22 protein-coding genes are annotated in these 18,700 nt (G+C 61.3%); 9 read left to right on the top strand and 13 right to left on the bottom strand.

The window, feature by feature from the left end; genetic code table 11:
- Window positions 1–168: 168 nt before the first annotated feature.
- Together QWE_RS25230 and QWE_RS07895 are read left to right on the top strand one after the other, a co-directional pair.
- A complete protein-coding gene (locus QWE_RS25230) occupies window positions 169–333 on the top strand; it encodes a hypothetical protein (RefSeq protein ID WP_157790687.1) in 165 nt (54 codons plus the stop codon).
- 89 nt (window positions 334–422) lie between these two features.
- Complete coding sequence (locus tag QWE_RS07895) at window positions 423–1,067, top strand: MBL fold metallo-hydrolase (RefSeq protein WP_006725579.1); 645 nt, start codon at window positions 423–425, stop codon at window positions 1,065–1,067.
- Window positions 1,068–1,126: 59 nt separating this feature from the next.
- On the opposite strand, the gene QWE_RS07890 is transcribed toward QWE_RS07895, so the two are convergent.
- From QWE_RS07890 to QWE_RS07875, 4 genes are all read right to left on the bottom strand, one after another.
- Window positions 1,127–1,576: a BA14K family protein gene (locus QWE_RS07890; RefSeq protein ID WP_006725578.1), complete on the bottom strand. Its 450-nt coding sequence runs from the start codon at window positions 1,574–1,576 to the stop codon at window positions 1,127–1,129.
- Window positions 1,577–1,730: 154 nt separating this feature from the next.
- Window positions 1,731–1,946, bottom strand: coding sequence for a cold-shock protein (locus QWE_RS07885; protein WP_006725577.1), 216 nt, complete (start codon window positions 1,944–1,946; stop codon window positions 1,731–1,733).
- 539 nt (window positions 1,947–2,485) lie between these two features.
- Window positions 2,486–3,634: a PQQ-dependent sugar dehydrogenase gene (locus QWE_RS07880; RefSeq protein WP_006725576.1), complete on the bottom strand. Its 1,149-nt coding sequence runs from the start codon at window positions 3,632–3,634 to the stop codon at window positions 2,486–2,488.
- 147 nt (window positions 3,635–3,781) lie between these two features.
- A complete protein-coding gene (locus QWE_RS07875; RefSeq protein ID WP_006725575.1) occupies window positions 3,782–4,192 on the bottom strand; it encodes a hypothetical protein in 411 nt (136 codons plus the stop codon).
- A gap of 248 nt (window positions 4,193–4,440) precedes the next feature.
- On the opposite strand from QWE_RS07875, the gene QWE_RS07870 reads away from it, so the two are divergent.
- The 3 genes from QWE_RS07870 (at window position 4,441) to QWE_RS24660 (ending at window position 6,420) form a co-directional block, all read left to right on the top strand.
- Window positions 4,441–5,643 (top strand): pyridoxal phosphate-dependent aminotransferase, encoded by a 1,203-nt coding sequence (locus QWE_RS07870; protein WP_006725574.1) that lies wholly within the window; start codon window positions 4,441–4,443, stop codon window positions 5,641–5,643.
- A gap of 104 nt (window positions 5,644–5,747) precedes the next feature.
- Entirely contained in the window at window positions 5,748–5,885 is a 138-nt protein-coding gene (locus tag QWE_RS25980; protein WP_338058773.1) for a type II toxin-antitoxin system Phd/YefM family antitoxin, read from the top strand.
- A gap of 145 nt (window positions 5,886–6,030) precedes the next feature.
- Complete coding sequence (locus QWE_RS24660) at window positions 6,031–6,420, top strand: type II toxin-antitoxin system VapC family toxin (RefSeq protein WP_006725573.1); 390 nt, start codon at window positions 6,031–6,033, stop codon at window positions 6,418–6,420.
- A gap of 29 nt (window positions 6,421–6,449) precedes the next feature.
- Here the strand turns inward: QWE_RS24660 and QWE_RS07855 are convergent, their stop codons facing one another.
- The 3 genes from QWE_RS07855 to QWE_RS07845 all read right to left on the bottom strand — a co-directional run bounded on the left by QWE_RS07855 (window position 6,450) and on the right by QWE_RS07845 (window position 10,369).
- Window positions 6,450–7,679, bottom strand: coding sequence for a PQQ-dependent sugar dehydrogenase (locus QWE_RS07855; RefSeq protein WP_006725572.1), 1,230 nt, complete (start codon window positions 7,677–7,679; stop codon window positions 6,450–6,452).
- 167 nt (window positions 7,680–7,846) lie between these two features.
- Window positions 7,847–9,052: an OpgC family protein gene (locus tag QWE_RS07850; RefSeq protein WP_040299733.1), complete on the bottom strand. Its 1,206-nt coding sequence runs from the start codon at window positions 9,050–9,052 to the stop codon at window positions 7,847–7,849.
- Window positions 9,053–9,241: 189 nt separating this feature from the next.
- The gene (locus tag QWE_RS07845) at window positions 9,242–10,369 is read right to left on the bottom strand and encodes a calcium:cation antiporter (protein ID WP_006725570.1); all 1,128 of its coding nucleotides are present in this window, start codon (window positions 10,367–10,369) and stop codon (window positions 9,242–9,244) included.
- 129 nt (window positions 10,370–10,498) lie between these two features.
- Here QWE_RS07845 and QWE_RS07840 point away from each other — a divergent pair, with 129 nt between their 5' ends.
- A complete protein-coding gene (locus tag QWE_RS07840; RefSeq protein WP_006725569.1) occupies window positions 10,499–10,768 on the top strand; it encodes a DUF2188 domain-containing protein in 270 nt (89 codons plus the stop codon).
- Window positions 10,769–10,816: 48 nt separating this feature from the next.
- Here QWE_RS07840 and QWE_RS07835 read toward each other — a convergent pair whose 3' ends face one another.
- Complete coding sequence (locus QWE_RS07835; protein ID WP_006725568.1) at window positions 10,817–11,755, bottom strand: LysR family transcriptional regulator; 939 nt, start codon at window positions 11,753–11,755, stop codon at window positions 10,817–10,819.
- Between the two features lie 93 nt (window positions 11,756–11,848).
- Here QWE_RS07835 and QWE_RS07830 point away from each other — a divergent pair, with 93 nt between their 5' ends.
- Together QWE_RS07830 and QWE_RS07825 are read left to right on the top strand one after the other, a co-directional pair.
- Window positions 11,849–12,889, top strand: a complete 1,041-nt coding sequence (locus QWE_RS07830) for an NAD(P)H-binding protein (RefSeq protein ID WP_006725567.1) — start codon at window positions 11,849–11,851, stop codon at window positions 12,887–12,889.
- Entirely contained in the window at window positions 12,886–13,260 is a 375-nt protein-coding gene (locus QWE_RS07825; RefSeq protein ID WP_006725566.1) for a DUF6220 domain-containing protein, read from the top strand. The genes QWE_RS07830 and QWE_RS07825 overlap by 4 nt, the downstream gene beginning before the upstream one ends.
- 54 nt (window positions 13,261–13,314) lie before the next feature.
- Here the strand turns inward: QWE_RS07825 and QWE_RS07820 are convergent, their stop codons facing one another.
- The 4 genes from QWE_RS07820 to trxB form a co-directional block, all read right to left on the bottom strand.
- The gene (locus QWE_RS07820) at window positions 13,315–14,415 is read right to left on the bottom strand and encodes an alkene reductase (protein ID WP_006725565.1); all 1,101 of its coding nucleotides are present in this window, start codon (window positions 14,413–14,415) and stop codon (window positions 13,315–13,317) included.
- 61 nt (window positions 14,416–14,476) lie between these two features.
- Window positions 14,477–14,770 carry an ArsR/SmtB family transcription factor gene (locus tag QWE_RS07815; RefSeq protein ID WP_006725564.1) on the bottom strand — a complete coding sequence of 98 codons (294 nt, stop codon included), beginning with the start codon at window positions 14,768–14,770 and terminating at the stop codon, window positions 14,477–14,479.
- A 364-nt stretch (window positions 14,771–15,134) separates the two neighbouring features.
- Entirely contained in the window at window positions 15,135–16,031 is an 897-nt protein-coding gene (locus tag QWE_RS07810) for a LysR family transcriptional regulator VtlR (RefSeq protein ID WP_006725563.1), read from the bottom strand.
- Window positions 16,032–16,051: 20 nt separating this feature from the next.
- On the bottom strand, window positions 16,052–17,029 hold the full coding sequence (gene trxB, locus QWE_RS07805; RefSeq protein WP_006725562.1) for a thioredoxin-disulfide reductase: 978 nt from the start codon (window positions 17,027–17,029) through the stop codon (window positions 16,052–16,054).
- 237 nt (window positions 17,030–17,266) lie between these two features.
- Here trxB and QWE_RS07800 point away from each other — a divergent pair, with 237 nt between their 5' ends.
- The gene (locus QWE_RS07800) at window positions 17,267–17,734 is read left to right on the top strand and encodes an Lrp/AsnC family transcriptional regulator (RefSeq protein ID WP_006725561.1); all 468 of its coding nucleotides are present in this window, start codon (window positions 17,267–17,269) and stop codon (window positions 17,732–17,734) included.
- A 9-nt stretch (window positions 17,735–17,743) separates the two neighbouring features.
- Here QWE_RS07800 and QWE_RS07795 read toward each other — a convergent pair whose 3' ends face one another.
- The gene (locus QWE_RS07795) at window positions 17,744–18,700 is read right to left on the bottom strand and encodes a glycosyltransferase (protein WP_006725560.1); all 957 of its coding nucleotides are present in this window, start codon (window positions 18,698–18,700) and stop codon (window positions 17,744–17,746) included.

Genomic DNA, 18,700 nt, shown 5'->3' with positions numbered 1-18,700 from the left:
ACTATGCGCAAGTGTAGCAAATTTCCAACAAATTTACGCTGATCGCACAGGTTAGAGATCGATCTGGAAACCTATGGCCGGCATGCTCGTTACCACTGCACTGATCAATCACAAGTTCCGGACAAGCCGCTTCGGCGAGGCTTTGCCGAAGGAGAGAGGATTCGCGCCATGATGAACCGTGACCGCACTGCCCAGATTTCCGCAAGCTCCAGCCTGCGCCCCGTTGCGATCCTCGTGTTCACGGCCAAGTTGGTGGTAGCCAGCTTCCTCGTCGCCCAGGCATCCCTGCTTCCGGCATCTCCCGTCTCGCAGGTTTACGGCCTGTCCCGTTAAGTCGGTTTCGTTGAAACTCGCCGTGGTTTCTCTCGTTGGTCTGGCATGGTAAGGCCCATGTCGATCACGATCAGAAGGACAGCGAGCCCATGGGACAGATACAGGCGGGAATCATCCCGGTAACCCCCTTTCAGCAGAACTGCACGATCCTGTTCGACGATGAAACGCGCGAGGGCGTGATCGTCGATCCGGGCGGGGATGTTGATGTCATCATGCAGGTGATCGCTGAGAATGGCCTGACGCTCAAGGCGATCTGGCTCACGCACGGGCATCTGGATCACGCAGGCGGTGCTGCGGAGCTTAAGGAAAAAACCGGGCTTACCATCATCGGGCCGCACAAGGACGATCTGCCGCTTTTGCAGCGCATCGAGACCCAGGCGGCGAGCTACGGCATTTCGGGACTGCGCAGCGTGCTTCCCGACCAGTGGCTCGAAGACGGTGACAAGGTGAGCTTCGGTGATCATGTGTTCGAGGTCTATCACTGCCCGGGCCATGCACCGGGGCACGTCATCTACTTCAACCGCGACCAGAAGTTTGCCCATCTCGGCGACGTCTTGTTCAGCGGCTCGGTCGGACGAACCGATCTGCCGGGTGGGGATCACCAGACCCTCATGAACTCGATCCGCGACAAGGTGCTGCCACTTGGAGACGATGTCGGTTTCATCTGCGGTCACGGGCCTGGTGGCCGGATCGGCGACGAACGTCGCTCCAATCTCTATCTTCAGGGTCTCTGAACGACAAAAGCGCCGGGTAACCGGCGCTTTTTCGATTCTGCGGTGCGGATACGGTCCGGTCAGCGGGCCGTGCAGAAATGGGTTCTGCCGTCATAGCCGACGAAAGTGCCGGTGCGCGGGTTGAAGCTGCGATAGCGCTGCGCACAGTAGTCATACCAGGCGCCGGTCCAGGGCTCGACAGCATAAGACTGAACCACCGGGCGCGGCTGCTGATAGACCGGGCGTGGGCGATAGGCATGGCGCGGGGGCGGCGGGTAGTCATCGACATAATAGTCGGGCTCGTCATAAACCGAGACGGGGCGGTCGATGTAGACGCGGCGCTGTGGCGGGGGGCTTGCGATCGCCGAGCCGACGATCATGCCGGTAGCAAGACCGATGACACCCAGTGCAAGGGCGTCGTCACTGCGGTGGCGGTAGTGACGGTCGCCGGCTTCGGCCTGGCTTGCCGCAGCAATCGGCGTCAGGGTGACTGCAGCCGCAAGAAGTGCATTTTGCGCGAATTTCATCATGACGTCGTTCCTCGACCTTCGGAAACTATCTGGCCGATGTGGCTGTTCGGGCCATCGGCGATGATCGCAATCTATGAGGCCTTGCCTGAACGGAGGCTGAACGAAAAAACCCGGCATAAATGCCGGGCCGCAATTCGTAGAAAACCGGGTGAAATCAGCCGGAGATCTGCAGGTTTACGGCCTTAGGGCCCTTGCCACGGCGATCGGGTTCGGTGTCGAAGCTGACCTTCTGGTTTTCGGTCAGGCCCGACAGGCCCGATGCCTGAACGGCGGAGATGTGGACGAAGATGTCCGCGCCGCCATTGTCGGGCTTGATGAAGCCAAAGCCCTTGTCGGTGTTAAAAAACTTTACAGTGCCAGTCTCGGCCATGCGTCAGGTCCTTTTCTCTCTGCCCATATTCGGCGGGGCAGCATTGCAATGTACCCGCAAGCGGGTGAGCGACAGGCATTTGTCGAAATTAGAGGAAAGGGGCCCTGTTACCGCAGTCTAACTCCCGACGATGTTTCCATCTCCGCAAGTTAGGCTGCCCGGGGTTGTTATAGCGTCCCCGGCGCACACTCATTTATAGGTCTTCCCATGCTCGCAAAATTGCCCGAACGACCGAAGAGTGCTTGGTTTGTCGAAAATTGGCAAGCGAAAGTTTTAACCTTCCTGGCGGCGAGACTCCTTTGTTTTCAGTGCAATCGGAGTGATTCGTTCCCCTCGCAAGCCCTCTTGGCGTCATTTTGGCGAAAATTTGCATCGCTTGCGATGGAGATTGAGACAAAACCCCTCTCAGACACGGAAATTTGCGGGTGAAAATTTTCCGTGTTCGGTCGGTCGGGTTTCCCACGGATCCCGCGTTTGTGAGGGGAATTGGAACCATCTCTGGGTCAAATGCTCGGCGGATGGCGGGGAGACGGCGCTTCTCAGCTCTCGCCAGCGCGAGTGATGCGCAGAAGCTGTCCATCCTCTTCGTCGGTCACCAGCAGAATGGAGCCGTCCGGTGCGACCTTGACGTCGCGGATGCGGCCATATTCGCCTTGCAGAATGCGCTCCTCGCTGCCAATCGAGCCGTCATCGTTGCGTTCGATCCGCGCAATCAGCTGATACTTCAACGCGGCCACCAGGAAATCGCCTTCCCATTCCGGGAACATGGCGCCTCGGTAGATCGCAAGCGAGCCCGGCGCGATCGACGGATCCCAGTAGTGAAGCGGCTGCTCGTAGCCGTCGGCGGACTGCCCGATGCCGATCTCGGCGCCGGAATAGTGCTTGCCATAGGAGATCACCGGCCAGCCGTAATTGTTGCCCGCCTCCGGCGCGTTGATTTCATCGCCACCGCGTGCGCCATGCTCCACCGTGAACAGCCGGTCGTCCGCTGGGTCGATGACGATGCCCTGCGGGTTGCGATGGCCGCTGGACCAGACTTCCGGCAGGGCCTGGCCCGCCGGATTGGCAGAGGATGGCGTGCCGTCTGCATTGATGCGGAGGATCTTGCCGGCGTGATCCGCCGGGTTCTGCGCGCGATCCGGATCGCCGCGGTCGCCGATGCCCAAAAACAGGCTGCCATCGGCGGCAATCGCGATGCGGGAGCCGAAATGCTGGCCGGCGCCGGTCGGTTTGTTCATCAGGAATATGCGGCGCACATCCTCCAGGCGGCTTTCATCCCTGCTCAATCGCGCCGAGAAGACGCCTGTGCCCTGTCTGCTCTCACTGGGCGTGGCTGCGGTGAAGAAAAGCTGGCGGGACTGGCTGAAATCGGCAGCGAGTGCGACATCGAGAAGGCCGCCCTGACCGACGGCGGCAATTGGAGGCAGGCCGCTCAAGGGTCGCCCGACTTCACCATTCCTGACAATGCGCATGCGGCCAGGCCGTTCGGTGACGATGAAGGCGCTATCCGGCAGCACTTCAACCGACCAGGGATGTTCGAGGCCGCCTGCGACAGTGGCGACTTCGATGGTGACGTCGCCGGCCCGGAACTCCCGGGGCTCTTCGGCCGATGCGGATGTTGCAACCGACAAGGCTACAACGGATACGCACAGCCGTGCGATCTTGTCGAAGGGGTTCGGCATCTTCATCTCCTCGTCGCGACCGATTGCTCGCTGAAGAGATGGGGACTGAAATGCCGGTGGCAAGGCGCCTTACTGGCGGCGCGCGCTTCATGACGGAGTTTTGAAGGCGAAGCGTGCGACCGCCACCGTCAGTGTCCCGGATTCGATCTACACTTAACGCTGATCGCTGTTTTCGCCTTGAACGATCTCCCGCCATCCCCGCCTCCAAAGGGCGAAGCCTCCGACCGCCATGACACTGAAGCATGCAAAGAGGAGGACGATCAGCACATGACGCTCCTTTTGCGGAATCGGCAGGTGCTTCATCGCTGAGGCCGGGACATCGACCAGTCGGACGGGGGAGGCCGGGACGATGCTTCCGGTGGTCAGGCGATCTGCCGAGATGTTGGAGGTCTGCGGTGCCACAATGAGCTTGTCCCCGCTGGGTGGCGAGGCGGCACCCGGGCTTCCGAACATGAAGAGAGCCAAAGCCAGGCCGCTGGCGGCGGCAAGCCAGGCCAGTGAACGGCTTCGCCGGGACGGGGGCGTACATGTTTCCAATTCATAATCCATGACAGGCACCTTCATTCTTGTCCTGACCGCATGAAACCGTGCGATCGCGTCGCCATGGCGACGAAATTGTGGCGTTTCCCATGTCGAATTGTGATTTCGGCGGTGTACGAGAAATCGCGTCCAAAGGCGCATTGGCTCGGTGACGCAAATCTCTTGCGCAATCGGTGCTTTTGGCTTGAAAGGCCGGGACTCTTTCGCCATAGAGCTTGGACCTGAGGCCCCGGGGAGCGGGGTCGATGTTCAATCAGCTCAGGACCTGCACAATGGCTTTCCTTGCCGACGCCCTTTCCCGCATCAAGCCTTCCGCGACCATCGCCGTCACGCAGATGGCCCGGGAACTCAAAGCGCAGGGGAAAGACGTCATTTCGCTCTCCGTCGGCGAGCCCGACTTCGACACGCCGCAGAATATCAAGGACGCAGCCGTTGCCGCCATCGCCCGTGGCGAGACGAAGTACACGCCGGTCGCCGGCATTCCTGAGCTGCGCAAGGCGATCGCCGACAAGTTCAAGCGCGAGAACGGTCTCGACTACAAGCCCGAACAGGTCATCGTCGGCACCGGCGGAAAGCAGATTCTTTTCAACGCCTTCATGGCGACAATCAATCCGGGCGATGAAGTCGTCATCCCGGCGCCGTTCTGGGTGTCCTATCCGGAAATGATCGCGCTGTGCGGCGGCACGCCTGTTTATGTCGAGACCACGCTCGAGAACAATTTCAAGCTGACCGCCGAACAGCTGGACAAGGCGATCACGCCGAAGACCAAGTGGTTCATGTTCAATTCGCCGTCGAACCCGTCGGGTGCCGCCTATAGCAAGGACGAGCTGAAGGCGCTGACCGACGTGCTGATGAAGCATCCGCATGTATGGGTCCTGACCGACGACATGTACGAGCATCTCGTCTTCGGCGACTTCGTCTACTACACGCCGGCCCAGGTGGAACCCGCGCTCTATGAGCGTACGCTGACGATGAACGGAGTGTCGAAGGCCTATGCCATGACCGGCTGGCGTATCGGCTATGCCGCCGGCCCGCTGCCGCTGATCAAGGCCATGGACATGATCCAGGGCCAACAGACGTCCGGTGCCTGCTCGGTTGCCCAGTGGGCCGCCGTCGAGGCGCTGAATGGTCCGCAGGATTTCATCACGGAATCGAAGAAGGCCTTTGAAGAGCGCCGTGACCTCGTTGTTTCGATGCTCAACCAGGCCTCCGGTATCGTTTGCCCGAAGCCGGAAGGCGCCTTCTACGTATACCCGTCCTGTGCCGCGCTCATCGGCAAGACCTCGCCGTCGGGCAAGGTCATTGAGACGGACGAAGACTTCGTCATGGAACTGCTTGCGACCGAAGGTGTTGCGACCGTGCACGGCTCGTCCTTCGGCCTTGGCCCGAACTTCCGCGTCTCCTACGCGACCTCGAATGCCAAGCTGGAAGAGGCCTGCAGCCGCATCCAGCGCTTCTGCGCTTCGCTGAAGTAAGTGTAAGCTACATGTGTCTTGAAAGGGCTCGCCGGGAGGCGGGCCCTTTTCGCATTTTCTGGTGTTTGTTGAGAGGGCAGAGTGCTTGTGATACTATCGCTTGCATGAAGACGGTCAGCCTGCAGGAAGCCACACGTGATCTGGAAGCGCTCGCCGACGCGGTCGAGCGCGGCGAAGTCGTGACCGTGACGCGCGACGGAAAGCCGGTGCTGGATCTGGTGCCGCATGTGGGGGGGCGGTAAAGACGCAGCCGAAGAAGAGGGGAATCGATTGGGAGGCAATGCAGGCGCATCTGCGTTCGATAGGCGTCGAGAATGCCGTTCCCTATATCGCCGAGGACTTTGATGATCCGCTTCCAGAAGAGTTTCTCCTGAGGCCGCTTCCCTAGTGCGGCGCTTGTTGCTGGATACCCATATTCTCCTCGGCCTTCTGAGGCGGGATTTCGATCTGCAATTTCCGGCTATCAGCAAGTACTTCGGTGTGGGGGACACTATAGGCTTCGTCAGCGTTGCCACTCTTTGGGAAATCGCTATCAAAAGCAGGCTCGGCAAGTTGGATGTCGGCATGGCGCTGGCGGACGTCCCGGCAAACGTCAAATCGGGTGGCCTGCAGATCCTCGATATAGAAGTCGCTCACGTCCTCCACGCTGTCGACCCCGAGTCGCCCACCCGCGACCCTTTCGACCGGCTGCTGCTCGCGCAATGTCACGTTGAAGGGCTGAAACTCGTCACGGTCGACCGTGCACTTGTCGATCACCCTCTGGCATTCCGCCCCTGACTGCGAGAGCCAGAGGCGGAATGGGTTGATCAGCCCTTGGTCAGCTTGACGATGGTCGAGTTGCCTCCGCCGCGCTGTTCGGTGACGGCGTAGACGGCGCCGTCGGGACCGACTCGGACGTCGCGAATGCGGGCGCCGAGATCGACGCGTTCCTCATGCTTCACCCGGTCGTTCTCCATGTGGAGGATGACCACGCCCTGGCTTACCAGGCCGCCGACGAGGAAGGCTCCCTTCCATTCGGGGATGGCATCGGCATCGTAGTACGCCATGCCCGAGGGCGCGATGACGGGATCCCAATAGTAGACCGGCTGCTCCGTGTCGGCCATCTGGGTGATGCCGTCGCCTACTTCACCACCACTGTATTCCACGCCATAGGTCACTTCCGGCCAGCCATAGTTCTTGCCGGCTTCGGGCAGGTTCAGTTCGTCGCCACCCTTGGGGCCGTGTTCGACGGTCCACAGGCGGCCCTGACCGTCAATCGTGGCGGACTGCAGGTTGCGGTGGCCGAGCGACCAGATTTCCGGCTGGGCGCCGTCCTGGCCGATGAATGGGTTGCCTTCCAGAGCTTCACCCGTCTGGCTGATGCGGAAGATCTTGCCGAGGCCGCTCTGCAGATCCTGGGCCTGAACGCGTGGCTCGGCGTCGGAGCGCTCGCCGACCGTCACGTAAAGCTCACCTTCCGGACCGAAAGCGAGGCGCGAGCCGAAGTGCTTGTTGCCGTCATAGCCGGGGGTCTGGCGGAAGATCACATTGACGTCTTCCAGAGCGCCGCCGCCCTGGTCGTCAGCGACGAGGCGTGCGGAAGCAACCGATGTGCCGTTGCCGTCGTCATCCCGAAGTTCGGCGAAGGAGAAGAAGATCATGCCCGAGCTTTCAAAGTCGGGTGCCAGGGCAACGTCGAGCAAGCCGCCCTGACCGTCGGCGAGGACTTCCGGAACGTTTGCAATCTCGGGGCCGGCCGTACCGTCGGTGCCGATGATGTGCATGGCGCCCTGCTTGGCGGTGACAAGCATGCGGCCATCGGGGAGGAATTCCATCGCCCAGAGATGCGGCAAGCCTTCGGCCACGACTTCGGTCTGGATGCTGACGGCTTCCGGAGGCTGCGGCGCTCTCGTCTGACCGGAAAAGGCCGGCTGCTGGTCGGGCGCGTTGGGTGCCTGGGTCTCGACGGGCGTGCCGGCCTGCTGGGCAAGAGCGGGCGCGGAGACAAGGCTGACGCTCAGCATGGTTCCGGCGAGAATGTGGGGTAGACGCTTCATCAATTCCTCCTGGTCGAATGATTGGACCGGTTCAACGCCTAAGTGGTCTGAAAGCTCCAGCTCGGTAGAGCACGCCAGATCAAGTTCGCTTTATCGGTTGGTGAGTGAGGAGGGGACTGATCTCAAAGAAAGAGCAGGCCCCGGGGGCCTGCTCTGATGGTTTCTCCTCATGCTGGAGTTTTGATCCAGCTGCCGACGTAAGGCGCATTGGCGAAAATCTTTTCGCGGTCTCGCCACAAGGCCGGTAGGGCGAGGAAGGCGAGCGCGCCGACCGTGATCGCCGTCTTGGTCAGCTGCGACAGTTCCGGCGTACGGGCGTCGATATAGTAGACCGCATAGACGATCAGTACGTGCCAGACATAGATCTGAAGCGAATGGCGGCCGAGCAGCTGCAGGAAGTTGAGTGTGAAGAGGCTCGTGAGCGTCGAGGCGATCTTGCGGATCACTGTATTCTCGTGACGCGGGCCGGCCACCAGAATCCAGGCCATGCCATAGGCCACAGCTGCGAAGTTGATGAGATAGACTGGACCAAAGTCGGCGCGGATTTCCATCAGGCCGAATTTTTCGAGGACGAAGCCCGGCATGAACCCATGCGCCGTCGCAAGGCGAAGCGGCAGGAAGAAGAGGGTGATCGCAAGAGCCGTCCAGGCAAGCGTGGTGCGCTTCGGGTCGAAGACCTTCTGCCACTCGATCTTCTTCATCGAGGTCAGGGTACCGGCGATGATGCCGGCGAAGAACACGATCTGCCAGCCGAGAAGGTTGAAAGATACACGCAGGCCCTGCTGGTCTGGTGCACCGGCGAGCCAGGCATCGAGCGGATAGGTGACGATGCGGTGCAGGCCGAGCTGGGCGGCCAGCCAGACCAAGAGCGAGCCGATGGCAACGCCGAGCCAGTGGCCGCGCAGGCAAAGCCAGATCACGACGGGCGCAAAGATCATGTAGACGATGTATTGCGGCAGGATGTCCATAAAGGTCGGCTGGACGAGGAAGGTCGCGATCGGCGCGAGCGAGCTCGGGTCGAGCAGGCTTGCGTCGCCGAGCCAGTTTTTCCAGGCCGAGACAGCACCGGGCAGGACCAGTTGCAGCGCGAGTACGATCAGCACGATCGCCATGGCGTAGCGATAGAGCTCCAATGCGCGGGACCAGATCTTGTCACGGCCGACGGCATATCCGTCCTTCATCATCTTGCGGCTGTAGACCATGCCGGTCAGCAGGCCCGAGAGGAAGACGAAGCCCTGTGCATCCTCGACGAAGGCAAGGTTGCGGTGGTTAACTTGAACGAGCCAAAGGCCCCCCGTGAACACCAGGTGGTTGATCAGCATGAAGACGAGGAAATAGCCCCGCATGCCGTCTATCACATCCAATCTCTTCACGTTCGACTCCCGAGTTGGCCCCCCGGTCACCCGCGGCGGCGATCATCATCCGCATCGTGTTGAGAATGCGGCGGGAGGCCCAACTGGGCCGATCCGTGCGGAGGGAACGGCGGTTTTCAACAAAAGTTCCGAGCAGGTTTGCTCACGGAATCGTGGGCGGATGCGTGAATTCGAGCGAATCATACAGACTCAAAGGCCGAGGAAAGCGAGCATGATGAAGGTGGCGAAGAGGACAAAATGGGTCATGCCCTCGATCGCATTCGTCTCGCCATCGTTGAGGTTGATCGCGGCTGCGACCAGGGTAATGGCGACCATGGTGGTCTGTACCGGCGTCATCGCCATGACGAAGGGCTGGCCGGTGTAAAGCGCAATCGCCTCCATCACCGGGACCGTCAGAATGACGGTGGAGAGCGAGGCACCCATGGCGATGTTCACGACCGCCTGCATGCGGTTGCGCAAGGCGGCGCGCAAGGCCGTCAGGATTTCCGGAGCAGCCGAAATGGAGGCGACGAGGATCGCCGTCAGGGCGACGGGAGCGCCCGTTCCCTCGAGGCCGGCACTCATCAGCACCGACATGACTTCCGCGAGGATGCCGATCAGCACCACGCCGGCGAGGATCACCATGATCGACCACAGGGTCGAATTGTCCTGCCGGGCCTCAACGGTCGGGTGATCTTCGGCCTTGCGAGGCGGCGTGTCGTCTGCGGCGGCATCTGGGTGGCCGCCGGGATAGCTGTAGGAAAAGAAGTAGCTGTGCGTGCCGACCTGCATGCGCAGAAACAGCGCGTAGAGCGCGATCATCGCGCCGATGGTGAAGACGGAGTAATACTGCCAGCGGTCACGGGGGACGAATTCCGGCACGATCATCGAGATGCCCATGGCCGTCAGGATCATGACGCCATAGGTCTTGCCGCTATCGTCATTGTAGGACTGTTCGCCATGCTTCAACCCGCCGAGCAGGGCAGCGAGGCCGAGGATGCCGTTGATGTCGAGCATGACGGCTGCATAGATCGTGTCGCGCACCAGGGTCGGTGAAGCGCCATTGTTCATCATGATGGCGAGGATCAGGACTTCGACAGCCACGGCCGAGAGCGTCAGGATCATCGTCCCGTAGGGATCGCCGACCTTGTGGGCGAGGCTTTCGGCATGATGGGCGACGCGCATCGAGCCGACGACGATCGCGGCGATCAGTGCTGCGGCACCGAGAAGGGAGGCGATCTGGCCTGCCTCGAGGACGGCATGTTCGAGAAACAGGGCGAGGACTGCTGCAATGACGGGGATCAGGAGAAGTCTTTCCTGCCGGATGCGCGACACCATGTTTTGTCTCTCCTGATTCCGCTGCCGTAACGGCAAGGGGCGCCTCGCTGTTCCCCGTGCTCGCGATCGTCCGTTTGCGCCGAGGCTGTTTTGATGGAATACTCCTTCTTAGCCTAGGAGGAGAAGGCGATGGTGAAGATCATCTACGAGATCGTTCCTCATGATGGCGGTTGGGCCTATCGGCTCGGTGGCGCCTATTCGGAGGCGTTCCCGACCCATGACCAGGCCCTCGAAGCCGCACGCATCGTCATGCTGGAGCAACAGGTCGGCGACGAGCCGGTCACGATCAGCTATCAGGACGAAGCGGGGCGATGGCGCGAGGAATACAGCGATGGAGGCGACCGTCCCGAGGTTGAGATCGTCGACACCTTTGTCGACGAACAGCGACCGCCGGCCTGATTGCCTGTCTCCCGGCGTGAGTCTTTTCAACCGCTTGAGGTCATTCGTTCACGTCTCGATTGCGCTTGTCCGGGCGCCGTCCGAAGCGTCGCGGCAAAGCCGCTTACAGTCGTTGAGGCCGGAAACGAGCGCGTCGAAGGTGGCGCGGTAGCGCGGCACGGCCTTCAAGTTTTCATGCATCACGACGAAGGTTTCGAGTGACAGGTCAAGTGCTCCGGGCAGGACTTCCACGAGGTCCGGTTCGCGGGCTGCGATGGCGTGCTGGCACATGCCGATGCCGAGCCCGGCACGGATGGCGGCGAGCTGCACCAGATTGCTGTCGGCGCGGAAGTCGAAGCAAATGTTGGCCAAATCCTGCCGCTCCTTCAGGATGTCCCTGATATAGGCGAGCTGCCTGTCGAAGCCGATCAGGCGGTGGTTGGCAAAGTCGCTCAAGGCGGTCGGCATACCATGGCGATCCAGATAACGTCGGTGGGCGTGAAAGCCGAGCGAGAGCCTGCCGATGCGCTGGCTGAGCAATGCGGCTTGTCGGGGCTGGACCATGCGGATGGCAATGTCTGCTTCCTGCTGAAGCAGATCCTCGACGGCATCGGAGGCTGAAAGTTCAATCTCGAGGCCCGCATGGTTTTCCTGCAACCGGGCGAGGATCGGCGGCAGGGTTTCGACTGCGATGATCTCGCTGGCGCTGACGCGCACCGTACCGCGCACCGCCTCCATGTCGCCGGAGGCGATGCGGGCGAGCGCCGAGGACATTGCGGCCATGCCGTGCGCATGTCCCTGCATTGCGCGTGCCTTTTCCGTCGGCAGAAGCCCCTGTGGACTGCGCAGGAAGAGGGGGGCGCCGAAGGCCTGTTCCAGCGCCTCGATATGTCGGCCGGCGGTCGGTTGGGTCAAACCCAGTCTACGGGCGGCGGCCGAGAGGGAGCCGGTCTCGACGACGGCAAGAAAGGTTCGGTAGTGATCCCAGCTGATCTGATCAATGGTCATTCATTTTTGTATGTCAATTCAACATACTTTGGCAATTCTGAATATCATCGGCCGCTGTCACACTCACTCCAGTTTCAAAGACAGGAGATAACCATGACAGAAAAAACGGAAATGACATCGCTGGAGCGCCCGCTTGCCCTGGTGCTCGGGGCAACGGGTGGTATCGGTGGGGCGCTGGCCGCTGCTCTTCTGCAGCGCGGTTACCGCGTTCGTGCCATGCACCGCGCGCCGGAGCGCCAGGCAACCGCCCGACCGCACTACGAATGGGTGAGGGGGGACGCGATGCAGGCCGAGGATGTCTTGCGCGCAGCGGAAGGCGCAAGTGTCATCGTGCATGGCGTCAATCCGCCCGGCTATCAGAACTGGGCCGAGCTCGTGCTGCCGATGATCGACAACACGATCGCTGCCGCCCGGGCAGTCGGGGCGCGCATCCTGATGCCCGGTACGATCTACAATTTCGGCGCTGACACCTTTCCGCTCATCGCCGAGGACAATCGTCAGGCGCCGGAAACGGTCAAGGGGCGCATCCGCGTGGAGCTCGAGCGGCGACTGGGAGGGGCGGCCGAGCAGGGGCTGCCGGTTCTGATCCTGCGCGCCGGAGACTTCTTCGGACCCGATGCCGGCAACAACTGGTTTGCACATGGGCTCGTGCAGCCCGGTAAGCCGGTCCGCTTCGTCGTCAATCCCGGGCGCAAAGGTGTGGGGCATGCCTGGGCATATCTGCCGGATGTTGCCGAGACCTTCATGCGGCTGCTCGATCGGGCAGACGAGCTTCCGACTTTTGCCCGGTTTCACATGGACGGCTTCTATGATCCGGATGGCACGCAGATGGTGGCGGCGATCGGTCGGGTCGTTGGCCGGCCCCGGGTCTTCTCTATAGGCTTTCCCTGGCGTCTGGCGGGTCTGGTCCGGCGTTTCGTTCCCCTGATCCGGGAGCTGCATGAGATGCGCTATCTTTGGCGCGAAACGATCAGGCTCGATAATACCCGCCTGTTGGATTTCCTCGGGGAGGAGCCACAGACCCCCATCGATGTCGCCGTCAAGGCGACATTGCAGAGCCTTGGCTGCCTGGCCGAGCCCGATAAATTGGCCATGCGCGATCGGGTGCTCTCCGTGGCGGGAGGCGAACAATGAGCGCGGCGGTCACTCGCACGCCGTTTCCAGTGTTTGTCTTCAGAGGGCTGGCGATCGTGGTGCTGGCCGGTGTCGCCGGACAATTCCTGCTCGCCGGGATGACTGTGTTCGGCGCCGGGACAGGCTGGGAATTGCATGCGGCGACTGGCGGGGCGCTTGGATTGCCGGTGCTCGCGCTCTTCCTGTTGTCGCTGTCGCAGGCGGCGCGCGGGTATCGCCGAATTGGCACCCTGTTGTTTGCCGCCTATCTGCTGCAGATCGCGCTGGCCGCTGTTGGGGACGCGTTGCCGATGCTGGGGGCGCTGCATCCGGTCAATGGGATGCTGATGGGGCTGATCACTGTAAGGCTGGTCGGCCGCGCGGCGCCCTGACGATGTCAGACGCAGGCCGAAGGGCACCCGGCAGAACCGGGTGCCCTTGTGATGTCAGGCAAGCGCCGGATAGGTTGTGTAGCCCTCCGCGCCGCCGCCGTAGAGCGTGGCCTGATCCAGCGGGTTAAGGGCTGCATCTTCCTTCAGACGGCGGACGAGATCGGGATTGGCGATGAAGGGGCGGCCGAAGGCGACGAGGTCGGCATAGCCGCTCTCGACGGCTTCGATCGCAGACTCGCGGTCATAGCCGTTGTTGGCAATCCAGGTACCCTTGCCGCCAGCATCGCGATAGGCGGATTTCAGCGCCTTCCAGTCAAAGGGCAGGACGTCGCGCGGGCCGCCGGTTGCGCCTTCGATGACGTGCACGAAGGCAAGGTCGAACTTGGCAAGTGCCTCGACAAGTGCCGTATAGACGGCCTTCGGATCGGGGTCCGAGACATCGTTCGCCGGGGTGGTGGGCGAAATGCGGATGCCGGTCTTGTCGGCGCCGATTTCCTTGGTCACGGCCTCGACGACTTCCAGCGTCAGGCGGATGCGGTTCTCGATCGAGCCGCCATATTGATCCGTGCGCTGGTTGCTGTTCGAGCGCATGAACTGCTCGAGCAGATAGCCATTGGCAGCGTGGATTTCCACGCCATCGAAGCCGCCTTCAATGGCAGCCCGTGCGGCCTTGCGGTAGTCCTCGACGATGCCGGCCAGTTCTGCCGTTTCCAGAGCGCGGGGCTCGGAGGTCTCGACGAAAGCGCCGGAGCCATCGGGATTGAGGATGTAGGTCTTCGACTTGGCGGCGACGGCGGAGGGGGCAACCGGGGCGCCGTTGTCGGGCTGCAGGCTGGTGTGTGAGATCCGGCCGACATGCCAAAGCTGGGTGACGATCTTGCCACCGGCTGAATGCACGGCGTCGGTGACCCTTTTCCAGCCTTCGATGGCTTCGGACTTGTAGAGGCCGGGCACGTCGGCATAGCCTTGCGCCTGGTGGGTGATCGCCGTGCCTTCGCTGATGATCAGGCCGGCAGTCGCACGCTGGCGATAATACTCGACGTTGAGATCGTTCGGCACTGCGCCTGGCGACCTGTTGCGGGTCAGCGGCGCCATGGCGATGCGGTTGGAAACGGGGATGGTGCCGACGGATGTCGGTTCAAAAAGCTTGGACATGAAACCTCTCGGGAGTTTCCGACGACGGGAAGGTTGTCGTCGGCACCCCCGATGTGGGGCATCAAAGCGTGGTGTTCAAGGACTTGATGAATTCTGCAATCGTGTCTTCGTTCCGTCGGTAGAGGACCCGCTGGCCGACACGCTTGGAACTGATGAGACCTGCGCGCTGAAGCGTCGCGAGATGCGCTGAAACTGCGGATTGAGAAAGGCCTGACCGCTCGAATTGACCTGCACTGATGCCGTCGGTCGCGTCCTCTTTCGGTACCCCGAAATACTCCTTGGGATCTTTCAGCCAAATCAGCATTTCCATGCGCGCCGGGTGAGCCAGCGCCTTCATCACGTCCTCCAGGAACATATCCCCTCCAAATCGTCAGCAATTCGAGTCCGCGGCGGAGTGATCTCTGGTGTCGGGCGGCACGCTGCCCGGCGTCAGTTCCGCCAGACGCTGAAACGGTTCGTGGGATCTATTGTTCCAACAAAATAACAAAAAAAGAGGGCCACCGGAAAAACCAGGGCCCTTTGAATTGTGAAGGTCAAAAACCTCCAGAGGGGAACAGCTGCTGCGGTGGAACTGGGAGGAAAAAGCCACCATGTGCATCAGCTGTGTGCGATATGGTGGTTTTTTGTGCAGTGAACAATGCTTTTTTATGCATGTCAGGCATGCACTCGTCGCAGGTCTGTGCGCGCGACCTACTAAAAAAGCGGATGAGGGGCTGCCTTTAGAAGTTCCAGTTGCGGGCTTTGGCGACGATGAAGTCCCTGAATGCCTTGAGCTTCGCGGCGTTCTTGATCTCGTCGGGATAGCAGAAATAGGTGTCGAAGGAGGGGACGTCGGCGCTGGTGACCAGCTGCAGCAGTCCCGGATCGCGACCGACGATGTAATCCGGCAGCATGGCGATGCCGATACCCAGAAGACAGGCGCGCTTGATCGAGGTCAGACTGTTGATCTGCAGATGCGGGACGCGCGGATTGTCGGAGGAGCGGCCGGCGACTTCGAGCCAGTTGACGTCCAGCAGGTAATTCGGTGCCGGTTCGCCGAAGGTGATGATCCGATGGTTGTCGAGATCCTCGATCGACTGTGGCTCGCCGTAGCGGTTGATGTAGGACGGTGCCGCATAGACGTGCATATGCACGGTGAACAGCTTGCGCTGGATGAGGTCCGACTGCTGCGGCTGGCGCAGGCGAATGGCGCAGTCGGCATGGCGCATGTTGACGTCCAGTTCCTCGTTGTCGAGGAGCAGCTGGATCGACATATCAGGATAGAGCTGCAGGAATTCCTGCACCTTGTCAGTCAGCCAGCCCTGGCCGAGGCCGACGGTGGTCGTGACCCGCAGCTTGCCGGAGGGCTTTTCGGTCGTTTCGGTCAGCTGCATCTTGACGGTCTGCAGCTTCAGGAGAACGTCATGGGCGGTGCGATACAGCAACTCGCCCTGTTCGGTCAGGATCAGGCCGCGGGCATGGCGGTGGAAGAGCTTGACGCCGATGTCCTGCTCCAGAGAGGAGACCTGGCGGCTGATCGCCGACTGGGACAAATGCAGCTTGTCGGCCGCATGGGTGAAGGACCCAGCTTCGGCGGCCGCATGAAAAATGCGCAGTTTGTCCCAATCCAGCGGCATGCCGGCCCCTCTCATGTCGCTTATTCCGCGGCTTGTTGTGTCTCGACGGGCAGGGCCGAGAGGAAACGTTCGGCCTCGAGCGCTGCCATGCAGCCCATGCCGGCGGCGGTGATCGCCTGACGGTAGACATCGTCGGTGACGTCACCGGCGGCAAAGATGCCGGGCACGTCGGTCGCTGTCGAATCCGGCGCGGTCCACAGATAGCCGTTCGACTTCAGCTTCAGCTTGTCCTTGAAGAGTTCGACGGCCGGCGCATGGCCGATGGCGACGAAGACGCCGTCGATCGGCATGTCGGTGACGGCACCGGTCAGCGCATCCTTGAGCTTCACGCCGGAGACGGACGGCGGCATCGGCGGCTTTGCCGGAGCCCCAGTGATTTCCTCGACGGTTGTGTTCCAGAGGACGCGGATATTGTCCTTGGCGAAGAGACGTTCCTGCAAGATTTTTTCCGAACGGAATGAGTCACGGCGATGGACGACGGTGACCGACTTGCAGATATGCGAGAGGTAAAGGGCTTCCTCGACGGCCGAATTGCCGCCGCCGACGACGATGACGTCCTTGTTGCGATAGAAGAAGCCGTCGCAGGTCGCGCAGGCGGACACGCCAAAGCCCTGAAAATGCTGCTCGCTCTCGATGCCGAGCCACTTGGCCTTGGCGCCGGTGCAGATGATCAGCGTGTCTGCTGTCCAGACCTGACCGCTGTCGGTCTTCACCGTGAACGGACGGTGGCTCGTGTCGACTTCGGTCACGAGATCGCTGACGATCTCTGTGCCGACATGGATGGCCTGGTTGAGCATCTGCTCCATGAGCCAGGGGCCCTGGATCGGATCGGCGAAGCCTGGGTAGTTTTCCACATCCGTGGTGATCATCAACTGACCACCCTGTTCCATGCCGGCGATCAGAACCGGCTTCAGCATGGCGCGGGCAGCGTAGATCGCAGCGGTGTAGCCGGCAGGGCCGGAGCCGATGATCAGCACCTTGGTGTGGCGGGCAGTCATGTCGCTTCCTTTCAATGCGCTGATTTCGTCTTCAATCGTGACTAGTCCAACAGGACCGCCCGATCATCGCGCAACTGTCCCCCATTTAGGATCGAAGCGACAAGCAATTCAAGGCATGGCCGGGCATTAGCAACAGAGCTTTGCGCGTCCACGCAATAATTGTGCGTGAACGCGGAGGATTCTTGCCAATTGCCTCTGAAGGAGTAGATATCGCACACATCTTCAAAAGGATCGGCCGTGCTCAAGGTAGAACTCGACGCCATCGACCTGCGCATTCTCAAAGAATTGCAGCGGGACGGGCGCATGACCAATGTGGAACTTTCCGAACGTGTCGGCATATCGGCACCACCCTGCCTGCGCCGGGTGCGCAAGCTCGAGGAGGCCGGCGTGATCGAAAGCTATCACGCCGTTCTGAATGCCAGCCGGCTGGGCTATGATCTCGTCGCCTTCTGCATGGTGGGGTTGAAGCACCAGTCGGAGGCGAACCTCAAGGCCTTTGCGGCGGCGACCGACAGCTGGCCGATCGTCCGGCAGGCTTGGATGGTCAACGGTGACAGCGATTTCCTGCTGCATTGCGTGGCGGAAAACCTGACACGCTTCCAGGACTTCGTGATCGAGGTGCTGACGGCGAACGAACATGTCGACACGGTGCGCACCATGCTGACGATCCGGCAGGTGAAGAAAGTCGGTCTGGTGGAGATCTGAGCGGCCAGCTCAGAACGATTCCAGCGCTTCTGCGAGTCTCGTGCGGAAGCCTGTATCGATCTCGACGAAGCGTTGGCGCGCAGCGCTTCCCTGCGCCTGCTTTTGCGCGACGTCCATGGTCAGCAGATTGTTGATGACCGTCTCCATCGCTTCGAGATCAACGCAATAATTGGTACCCAGATGCCGGGGCTCCGTCCGCGCATAGGGCACGAGGATGCCGCAATCGGTGGTCACGTGCTCGTTCATCGGCGGGCCATCGGTGGTAACGGTCACTGCGCCGACGGAGAGGGCTTCAACGAGATGATGTCCCCAGCCTTCCGAGCGGGAGGGGCAAAGATGGACGCCGCAGCTGTTCTGCAACTCTCTCAATTCGGCGTCGGTGATGTAGCCGCTGACCACACGGATATTCGGGACCCCGGCGGCCTTCGGATGCGGATCGCGCTGGACCAGGACCAGTTCCGGCCATTCGGGATGGCGGGACCACAATTCGATGACGTCTTCCGTGCCCTTCAGCGTGCTGCCGCCGGCCAGATGAAAGAAGCTGTTCCAGTTTTTGGCGATGCTTTCGTCGAGCCGGTCTTCGGAGGTGAAACCGACATAGGCCGTAGTTACGCCCAGATCACGGAAGATCTTTTCGGCGTGGCGGCTCTTGGCGAGAACGAGGTCAATGCCCTTCAGTCGCTTGATGTGCCGCCGCGGGAAGCGCTCCTGGTTGGGACAAAGCAGATTGTGTCGGGCGGCGCTGTACCAGCGGGGAAAGGCGCGTTCGACGTGGATGATGGTCTTTGCCTGTTTGCGGCCAAGCAGCCGGTCGAGGACGTTTCGTGCTCGAATGCCCTTGGTCGCGACACCCTCGGAGCGGCCTACGGAGGCCAGCGCTTCGATCAGCAACGACGTGTCGCGCGTCAGCCCGAAGCTGTTGTCCTTGTTGACGATGAGGATGTCGAGGAGATCGCGGTCGGCCAT

Origin of the sequence: Agrobacterium albertimagni AOL15, from assembly GCF_000300855.1 — a bacterium.
Lineage (GTDB): Bacteria > Pseudomonadota > Alphaproteobacteria > Rhizobiales > Rhizobiaceae > Allorhizobium > Allorhizobium albertimagni.
This window is presented reverse-complemented; position numbering and strand designations above follow the sequence as displayed.